Raw genomic sequence first — 8,363 nt, forward strand, 5'->3', positions numbered from 1 at the left:
CCGTTACCGCCGGCACCGCCCGGGCCGCCGACACCGCCGACACCGCCGACGCCGCCAGTGCCGTCCATGGTCGCGCCGCCGGCGCCACCCGTGCCGCCCTGGCCGCCGCTGCCGGCGTTACCTCCGTTCCCGTTGAGCAGGCCGGTCAAACCGGCGGCGCCGTCGACACCGGCACCACCCTGGCCGCCCGCACCGCCGACCCCGCCGTTGCCGCCGACCCCGCCGTCACCGGTCAGTGACGTGCTGGCGCCGCCGGCGCCACCCGCCCCGCCGGCACCGCCGACCCCGCCGGGGCCGCCGACGCCGTCGGCCCCCGCGGCGCCGTTCAAGGATTCACCGCCGGCGCCGCCGACACCGCCAGTGCCACCCTGGCCGCCGTCACCGCCGTTACCGCCAGCCCCGCCTTGTGCACCCGCTACACCGGTGGCACCGACCCCGCCGGCGCCACCGGCCCCGCCGGCCCCGCCGTCGCCACCCACGCCGCCATCGCCGAACCGTGCCGAGCTGAATCCGCCGGCGCCGCCGGCGCCACCGTCTCCGCCGGTACCGCCGGCCGCTCCCGGCTCACCAACCGCGCCGACCCCGCCGGGGCCACCCGCCCCGCCGGCGCCGCCGTTGCCGAACAGCGAGTCCACCGCCAGACCACCGTCTCCGCCGTCCCCGCCGGCGGCCCCGACGGCTCCATCCCCGCCGTCCCCGCCGGCGCCCCCGTTACCCATGAACGACCCGCCGTTGCCGCCGTTGCCGCCGGCGCCCCCGTCGTTGCCGCCGGTGCCACCGGTGCCGCCATCGCCGAACCAGCCGGCGTCCCCGCCGGCGCCACCGGCGCCGTCACCGTAACCGGCACCTCCGGTGCCGCCATCGCCGAACCACAAGCCGCCCGCGCCGCCGGCGCCGCCGGTGGGGTCCTCGGCGGTACCGGCTGCCCCGGGCGCGCCGTTACCGATGAGATACCGCCCGGCCAGGTCGTTGACGAAGCCGTCGACCAGCTTCCCCAGGTCACTGTCGATCCAGCTCTCAAGACCGTTGTGAATCGGCTGGTAAAGGTACTGGTCGATGATCGCGGTGGTATCGGCCGGATCGGCGGCAGCCGACCAGTTCACATCCAGCGGGAGGGCGTGGCCGGGATCCGGGCCGGGCAACCAACTGCCCGGGTCGAGCAGGTCCAGTACCCAATCCCACAGGTCAGCGCGCGCAGGAGACGCGGTGGTCAGCGCCGTCGTGCCCAACGTCAGAAGCGCCACCGAAGCTGTGCCGGCACCGACTAACCGATTGCGGCGACGCGCATGGGCGTTGCGGGATTGGAGTCGTTTCCCGGCGCGGTTCATGTTCTCTCCCGGTGCCGCCCGGTCATGTCCGGCGACACGAACGTAGCAGTCTTATGGTGGTCGGGCCGGCGCCTGAACCGGTCCCCATCGTTGTGCGAGGAGCGTTGTGAACACCGTCGACGTCGCAGTGCTGGTATTCGGCGGCCGGCGCGTCCCGCGTTCGCTGACCGGTCTCGCCGTGCGGGGTGCAGAGGGGCCGGCCGAGATCGACGCTGTCGTCGGGGCGTGCCGTCGGGTGGTGGTGGTCGGCGATGCGGTGAACCTCGCGGCGGTGCTGACCCGGATGTTGCGCACCGAGCGGCTCGACGTCGAGGTGGGCTACGCGCCGAATCGGTGGGCGGCGCGACGCGCCCGGTGCGGCGCCGCACGGCGGGTGCCCCTCATCCGCGATGAGACCGGTCAGGCGATCGTCGGCTCCGCCCGGTGGGTACCGCCCGGCAATACCCGGGTGCTGCACGGCGAGGCGGTGGTCGACGACACCGTGCTGTTCGACGGCGACGTGGCCGGTGTGCGGATCGAGCCGACGCGGACGCTGCCCGGCCTGCGCGCCGCCGTCGTGTCCGCGACCGGACGGCCCGGCCGTTGGGTGCCGGGGCGGGCGGCCCAGCTGGGCAGCACAGGTGCGGTAGTGCTTCGCGACGGTGTAGCCGCCCCGCACCCAGTGCGGCGGTCGGTGTTCTATCGCCACGTTCAAGGCTGGCTGCTGGTGCACTGAGACCAACCCCGGCAACTAACGCGGTGCCGCTGCGGCGGCCTTGGCGGACACCACCGAGCCTGCGGGTGGCAGCGGCACCGGCTTTTGGGACGAGCAGGCCAGGCTGGCCGCGTTTTCACCGGAAGGCGGAAGATCGGCGACCGTTGCGGGGCCAAACGTGGGCTTGCCGCTCTTCATGGCGTCCTGGTCGATGAAGTCCATCAGGTCGTTGGCGTTGGCGTCGCGGTATGTCAGCGCCGGCAGGTTCCAAATGCGCTCGATGAATGCGCACACCGAACTGTGGTCGTAGACGAGGTGGCTGACGTAGTTCTGCTTGGCATACGGCGAGACCATGATCATCGGGACCCGGAAGCCGTACCGGTGGAAGCCGTCGTATTGCGACTCGCCCACTTCGACTACCGGAGGGATCGAATCAGGGGCCAGCGCGACGGGCGGCGGCACGTGGTCCGCCCAGCCCCCCCACTCGTCCCATTGGATGATCAGCACCGTCTTGTCCCACTTCGGTGACGCGCCGACCGCCTGCACCACGGTGCGCAGAAACGTCTCACCGATGACGATATTCTGCGGGTTCTCCTGCGATTGAGTGCTGAAGTTCTCGTCGATCATCGAGAGGTTGGGCAGTGTGCCCGCGGCGGCGTCGGTGAAGAACTGCCCGATTTTTGTCATCCGCTCTTCCGCTTTCAGGTCCTGGACCGGGTAGAGCAAGGCGGTGGCACCGAGCGGATACGACGTCGCGTAATCGCGCCAGGTGTAACCGTGCTGGGCCATGTTGTTGAAGATGGTGCCGCGTGGGGCCGGCATGACCAGGGTTCCCCACTGCGGCAGGGTGTTGAGCGAATCCTCGAAGTCGTCGGTCATTCCCGCCGACGTACTGGCGATCAAGTAGCGCCGGTTGGGAAAGGTCTGGCCCAGCAGCGAAGCGAAGTAGCGATCGCCGATGGGGAAGGTGTTGGCCAGCGCGTAGATGAACGGCAGGTCCTGGCCCGTCCAATAGCCCATGGAGCTGGGGCCGCTTTGTGAGATCACGAAACCCTGGTTGGTGCCGTTGGCGTACTGGATGTGCGCCTGCTGCCATTCCTGGGTGACCGTCACATCGTTTTGACAGGTCGTCGGCATGTGATACGCGAGCTGGATGTCGCCGTTGGCATAGGGATTGGTGAACGTCGGTGTGCCGTAAGGGTTGAACGGGGTGGGGGTGTGGTCGGTGATCGTATAGCCGTCACCGCGCGGCGTTTGGCCCGGGGCGCGGCCCAGCATGCCCAAGATGTTGTCGTAGGAGTGGTTTTCCATCATCAACAGCACGACGTGCTCGATCTGGGGCACGGTGTGGGTGCCCGGGGCCAGGTCCGGGAACGGACGCGATCCCGGCGAGCGCAGCGTGGTCTTGCCCAACACAGCCAGCGCTTCTTCTTCAGTAGTGCTCCGCGGTGCGATAGGTCGTGCCGATGCCGAGCCGGCGCCGGCTATTCGGCCCGCGCTGATACCGGCGGCCATCGCGCCCGCACCGGCAGCCAAGAATCTTCGTCGGGTCAACCGGGGTTTATCGGCACTGCCCAGGCCTTTCATAACGCAGATAGTCAGCCACGCTCACACCGCAAACAAGCAGCCACGCCGTGCAGATGTCGCACCACCCGCGCGGTGTTGGTCCGGCCAGAGACGGCCGGCCGAACAGCCGGACCTTCTTCGCAGCCGGTAGCGTCACGTCGGTGAGCATCGGGGGCATGCACCACTCTGCGCGACCGAGCCCGATCTTCCTGGCCATCGTCAGCCTGGCGCTGGCCGGCGCCGGACTGGCCTGGTCGGCCGGAACCAGCATCACGCCGCTGGCTTACGCCGCCGTGTTCACCATGGTGATTGCCGGCTGGTTGGCGTCACTGTGCCTGCACGAATTCGGCCATGCGATCACCGCTTGGCGATTCGGTGACCGCGACATCGCCGTACGCCGGTATCTGTCGTTGGACCCGCGCGAATACACCAACCCGTGGCTGTCGCTGGGGCTGCCGATGTTGTTCATCGTGCTGGGCGGCATCGGCCTGCCCGGCGCCGCGGTCTTCGTGCAGACCTCGTTTATGACACCGCTTCGACGGACCATCGTCAGCCTGGCCGGGCCGGCGGTCAACCTGTCGCTGGCCGTGCTGTTGCTGGCGCTGACCCGGTGGGCCTACGACCCCGCACACCTGGTGCTGTGGGCGGGTGTGGCGTTTTTGGGCTTCCTGCAAATCACCGCGGTGCTGCTGAACTTGCTGCCGATCCCGGGCCTGGACGGCTACGGCGCGCTGGAAGCCCATCTGAGCGCGGAAACTCAGCGTGCGCTGGAGCCCGCCAAGCAGTTCGGCTTCTTGTTCGTGCTTGTGCTGTTCATTTCGCCGGCGCTGAGTCAGTGGTTCTTCGGCGTCGTGGGCCGGTTCGTCGAGCTATCCGAGGTGCCCGCGCGGCTGGCGGACATCGGCATGTACTTGACTCGGTTCTGGAGCAGTTGGTTCTGACCGTTGCGGCATGGCCGGCTCGTCAGGTGAACCCGAGTGCCGAGCGGGCCACCGGGTCGCAGTCGTCGAGCAGGTCCAGGCAGCGCTGGTATTCGGTGATCTCGCCGATCGCGTCGGCCGCCCGCGCCAGCGCGGCCACACAGCGCAGGAAGCCGCGGTTGGGCTCGTGTGAATACGGTACCGGGCCATAGCCCTTCCAGCCGTGGCGGCGCAGCTGGTCCAGGCCGCGGTGGTAACCGGTGCGGGCGTAGGCGTAGGCGGTGACGGCCTTGTCGTCGGCGAGTGCGTCTTCGGCCAGCGCCGCCCAGGCGACTGATGCCGCCGGGTGCGCGGCGGCGACGATCGCCGGTTTCTCGTTGGAGCGCAGTTCGGCCTCGGCTTCCCGGTCGCCGGGCAGCAAGATCGGGTCCGGTCCCAAAAGATCACTCCGGGGCGTCATAGGGTTCGTCGCGGGGTTCGTCATAGGGTTCATTGTGCCGCGCACTCCCGGCGTTGCCCCGCGACCGCGATCGGGTCGCTAAGCTCCGAACTAGCGATTCGACAGCCGAAGGACAGCAGCATCTATGCCTAACCCGTCAGAGCCCGACCGCGACGACAGTGCGGCCGGATTCGATGCTGCTCCCGATGTCGATCCCGGCGACGAGGCCAGCCCAGTCCGGCAGTCGGCGCCGGGGGAGGGCGAGCCGGCGACCGAGGTGATGGCCGAGCCCTCCCAGGACAGTTCTCCCGAGGACGGCACACCCCGGCTGAATCCGGGCGAGCGGCGCTTCACCGCGCCGGGTTTCGACGCCGCGGAGACAACGGTCATCGACGCCGCGGCGGAGCCGGCCACTGAGGTCTTGCGGACGTCTCAGGAGCCGTCCGATTCCAGCAGGATGTCTTCGAGAAATGCAGTGCCGCAAATGATCCCGCCTCGATTCGGTGAGCGGCTGCGATCGTCGAACCAACGCAGCTGGGGCTGGGTGCTTGCGCTGATCCTGATCATCCTGGCAGTGGCGGCCATCGCTGTACTGGGCACGGTGCTGTTGACGCACGGGAACAAGAGAAGGGTCGCTTCGCAACAGGACGAGGTCCGCGCCGCTATCCAGAGCTTCGACATCGCGGTGCAAAAAGGCGACCTGGCCGCGCTGCGCAGCATGACCTGCGGCAACATCCGCGACGGCTATGTCAACTACGACGAACAGGCCTGGGCCGAAACCTATCGGCGGGTCTCGGCGGCCAAGCAGTATCCGGTGGTCGCCAGCATCGACCAGGTCGTCGTCAATGACGGCCACGCCGAGGCCAACGTCACCGCGTTCATGGCCTACGCGCCGCAGGTCCGTTCCACCCGCAGCTTCGACCTGCAGTACCGCGACCACCAGTGGAAGATCTGCCAGTCCACCGGTTGACTCAGCGCCCGGCGGTCAGCGACTTCCCGGCGCAGTGCAGGTCGTTACAGGCCTCGATGACCCGCTCGGTCATCGAGGCCTCGGCCTTCTTCAGGTAGCTGCGCGGGTCGTAGGCCTTCTTGCTGCCGACCTCGCCGTCGATCTTGAGCACGCCGTCGTAGTGGGTGAACATGTGGTCGGCGATCGGGCGGGTGAACGCGTACTGGGTGTCGGTGTCGACGTTCATCTTCACCACGCCGTAGCGCAGCGCCTCCTCGATCTCCGACTTCGCCGACCCCGAGCCGCCGTGGAAGACGAAGTCGAACGGCTTGGAACCCTCCGGCAGGCCCAATTTGGCCGCCGCTACCTGCTGGCCCTGGGCCAGCACCTCCGGGCGCAGTTTGACGTTGCCCGGCTTGTAGACGCCATGGACATTGCCGAAGGTGGCGGCCAGCAGGTATTTGCCGTGCTCACCGATGCCCAGCACGTCGACGGTCTTCTCGAAGTCCTCCGGGGTGGAGTAGAGCTTCTCGTTGATCTCGTTGGCCACCCCGTCCTCTTCGCCGCCGACGACGCCGATCTCGATCTCCAGGATGACCTTGGCGGCCGCCGCCTCCTTGAGCAGCTGGCGGGCGATGTCAAGGTTCTCGTCGATCGGCACTGCCGAACCGTCCCACATGTGCGATCCGAAAAGCGGTTGCCGGCCGGCCGAAACCCGCTCGGCCGACAACGCCAGCAACGGCTTGACGTAGCTGTCCAGCTTGTCCTTGGGGCAGTGGTCGGTGTGCAGCGCGACGGCGATCGGGTATTCGGCGGCAATGGTGTGGGCGAACTCGGCCAGCGCCACCGCGCCGGTCACCATCTTTTTGATCCCCAGCCCCGAGGCGAATTCGGCGCCACCGGTGGAGAACTGGATGATGCCGTCGCTGCCGGCGTCGGCGAACCCCTTGATCGTGGCGTTGATGGTCTCCGAGGACGTGCAGTTGATGGCCGGGAAGGCATAGCCGTCCTGTTTGGCACGCTGCAGCATTTCGGCGTAGAGCTCCGGCGTTGCGATGGGCATGAAACTTCCTTCCCGAGCGACCCTGAAGCCTCAGTATCGCAACAAGACGGTGCTGTCGAACATCCCGCCCGGGCCCTGCCTGACCGGCAACGGCTGACGACGCCGGTATCTTAAACAGCGATGACTACCAGCCTGGTCGCGCTGACCGACCTGCTCGACCCGATGTACTGGGTCGGGGCCCACGGTGTGTTCCGGCACGCGGTGCTGCCCGGCATCCTGCTGATCGTGTTCGCCGAGACCGGGCTGCTGTTCCCGCTGCTGCCCGGGGAGTCGCTGCTGTTCACCGGCGGCCTGCTGGCCGCCGGTGAACATCCGCCGGTAAGCATCGAGGTGCTGGCCACCTGCGTGGCGCTCGTCGCGGTGATCGGCGATCAGACCGGCTATTTCATTGGACGCCGGATCGGTCCGGCCTTGTTCAAAAAGGAAGACTCCCGCTTCTTCAAGAAGCACTACGTGACCGAGTCGCACGCATTCTTCGACAAGTACGGGTCCAAGGCGATCATCCTGGCTCGTTTCGCCCCGATAGTGCGGACGTTCGTCCCGGTGCTCGCCGGGGTGTCCTACATGCGCTATCCGGTGTTCCTCGGGTTCGACATCGTCGGCGGTATCGCCTGGGGTGCGGGGTCGACGCTGCTGGGCTACTTCCTGGGCACCAATGCCTTCGTGCACCAGAACCTGGAAAAGATCATCCTGGCCATCCTGTTCGTGTCGCTGTTGCCGGTGTTGATTTCGGCCGGGCGGATGTACCGGCACCGCCGGCGCATCGCCACGCAATGCCCCGACCAGGTGCCGGTGCCGGACTAAGCGCCGGGAGGATTGCCAAGTCAGCCACCCGCGAACTACGTTAACTGTTTTATTAGTCTTTGCTCAGGTTGATGTAGTCGAGGCGGGACCCGATGGCGGCACGGTCACCAAGCAGGTGGTGGGGTGTCATGCCGGTGGTGGTGGCGGTGCTGGCCCTGCTGGGCGGTGCGGCGCCGGTGGCGGGCGCCGATGTGGTGGATGTGATCCTTGACCCGGTGATTGACTCGCTGAGCAGCGCGGTTGCCGGGGTCGGCGAGGTGGGTGCGGCGACCACGGCGGCGTCGGCCGAGCTGGTCGCTGGGCTCGACGCGGCGGTCAATGCGCTCGCCGAGGGGTGGATCACCGGCGGGATCGGTCAGAGTCTGGATCCGGTGATCAACGCGGCCTGGCATGAGGTGGGTGGGCCGGGCTTGCTGATCGGCAACGGCGCCAACGGGGTGCCCGACGCGAGTTTGGCGGCGGCCAACGGCGCGGCGGGTGGGTTGTTGTTCGGTGACGGCGGGAATGGGGCCACCGATGCGGCCGGTCAGGGCGGGGCCGGCGGGGCGGCGGGGTTGTTGGGTGACGGCGGGGCCGGCGGGGCCGGGGCCAGCGGCGGGG

8 protein-coding genes and 1 pseudogene are annotated in these 8,363 nt (G+C 68.3%); 5 read left to right on the forward strand and 4 right to left on the reverse strand.

Going from position 1 to position 8,363, the window contains the following annotated elements; all coding sequences use genetic code 11:
* Positions 1-1,328, reverse strand: a pseudogene (locus F6Q13_RS16180) (hypothetical protein); the annotation flags it as partial.
* A gap of 106 nt (positions 1,329-1,434) precedes the next feature.
* Between F6Q13_RS16180 and F6Q13_RS16185 the strand changes: the two are divergent.
* Positions 1,435-2,043 carry a peptidase M50 gene (locus tag F6Q13_RS16185; RefSeq protein ID WP_293058690.1) on the forward strand — a complete coding sequence of 203 codons (609 nt, stop codon included), beginning with the start codon at positions 1,435-1,437 and terminating at the stop codon, positions 2,041-2,043.
* Between the two features lie 15 nt (positions 2,044-2,058).
* Here the strand turns inward: F6Q13_RS16185 and F6Q13_RS16190 are convergent, their stop codons facing one another.
* The gene (locus tag F6Q13_RS16190; protein WP_293058693.1) at positions 2,059-3,609 is read right to left on the reverse strand and encodes an alkaline phosphatase family protein; all 1,551 of its coding nucleotides are present in this window, start codon (positions 3,607-3,609) and stop codon (positions 2,059-2,061) included.
* A gap of 155 nt (positions 3,610-3,764) precedes the next feature.
* On the opposite strand from F6Q13_RS16190, the gene F6Q13_RS16195 reads away from it, so the two are divergent.
* On the forward strand, positions 3,765-4,529 hold the full coding sequence (locus tag F6Q13_RS16195) for a site-2 protease family protein (protein ID WP_293058706.1): 765 nt from the start codon (positions 3,765-3,767) through the stop codon (positions 4,527-4,529).
* A 22-nt stretch (positions 4,530-4,551) separates the two neighbouring features.
* On the opposite strand, the gene F6Q13_RS16200 is transcribed toward F6Q13_RS16195, so the two are convergent.
* Positions 4,552-4,968, reverse strand: coding sequence for a DUF3151 domain-containing protein (locus F6Q13_RS16200; protein WP_293058695.1), 417 nt, complete (start codon positions 4,966-4,968; stop codon positions 4,552-4,554).
* 124 nt (positions 4,969-5,092) lie between these two features.
* Between F6Q13_RS16200 and F6Q13_RS16205 the strand changes: the two genes are divergently transcribed.
* A complete protein-coding gene (locus F6Q13_RS16205) occupies positions 5,093-5,917 on the forward strand; it encodes a hypothetical protein (protein ID WP_293058697.1) in 825 nt (274 codons plus the stop codon).
* 1 nt (position 5,918) lies between these two features.
* On the opposite strand, the gene fbaA is transcribed toward F6Q13_RS16205, so the two are convergent.
* Complete coding sequence (fbaA, locus tag F6Q13_RS16210; protein ID WP_293058700.1) at positions 5,919-6,959, reverse strand: class II fructose-bisphosphate aldolase; 1,041 nt, start codon at positions 6,957-6,959, stop codon at positions 5,919-5,921.
* 120 nt (positions 6,960-7,079) lie between these two features.
* Between fbaA and F6Q13_RS16215 the strand changes: the two genes are divergently transcribed.
* Both F6Q13_RS16215 and F6Q13_RS16220 read left to right on the forward strand, forming a co-directional pair.
* Positions 7,080-7,763, forward strand: a complete 684-nt coding sequence (locus F6Q13_RS16215) for a VTT domain-containing protein (RefSeq protein ID WP_293058703.1) — start codon at positions 7,080-7,082, stop codon at positions 7,761-7,763.
* 128 nt (positions 7,764-7,891) lie between these two features.
* Positions 7,892-8,363: PGRS repeat-containing protein (locus F6Q13_RS16220; protein WP_367141328.1), on the forward strand; the 472-nt coding region annotated here is incomplete at its 3' end.

This window comes from Mycobacterium sp. (assembly GCF_008709575.1).
Taxonomy (GTDB): Bacteria; Actinomycetota; Actinomycetes; order Mycobacteriales; family Mycobacteriaceae; genus Mycobacterium.

What these genes read in the sequence shown, in the direction of transcription:
- F6Q13_RS16205 (WP_293058697.1), top strand. Translation starts at nt 5,093, where the DNA reads ATGCCTAACCCGTCAGAGCCCGACCGCGACGACAGTGCGGCCGGATTC.
- F6Q13_RS16200 (WP_293058695.1), bottom strand. Translation starts at nt 4,968, where the DNA reads ATGACGCCCCGGAGTGATCTTTTGGGACCGGACCCGATCTTGCTGCCC.
- F6Q13_RS16215 (WP_293058703.1), top strand. Translation starts at nt 7,080, where the DNA reads ATGACTACCAGCCTGGTCGCGCTGACCGACCTGCTCGACCCGATGTAC.
- fbaA (WP_293058700.1), bottom strand. Translation starts at nt 6,959, where the DNA reads ATGCCCATCGCAACGCCGGAGCTCTACGCCGAAATGCTGCAGCGTGCC.
- F6Q13_RS16190 (WP_293058693.1), bottom strand. Translation starts at nt 3,609, where the DNA reads ATGAAAGGCCTGGGCAGTGCCGATAAACCCCGGTTGACCCGACGAAGA.
- F6Q13_RS16195 (WP_293058706.1), top strand. Translation starts at nt 3,765, where the DNA reads ATGCACCACTCTGCGCGACCGAGCCCGATCTTCCTGGCCATCGTCAGC.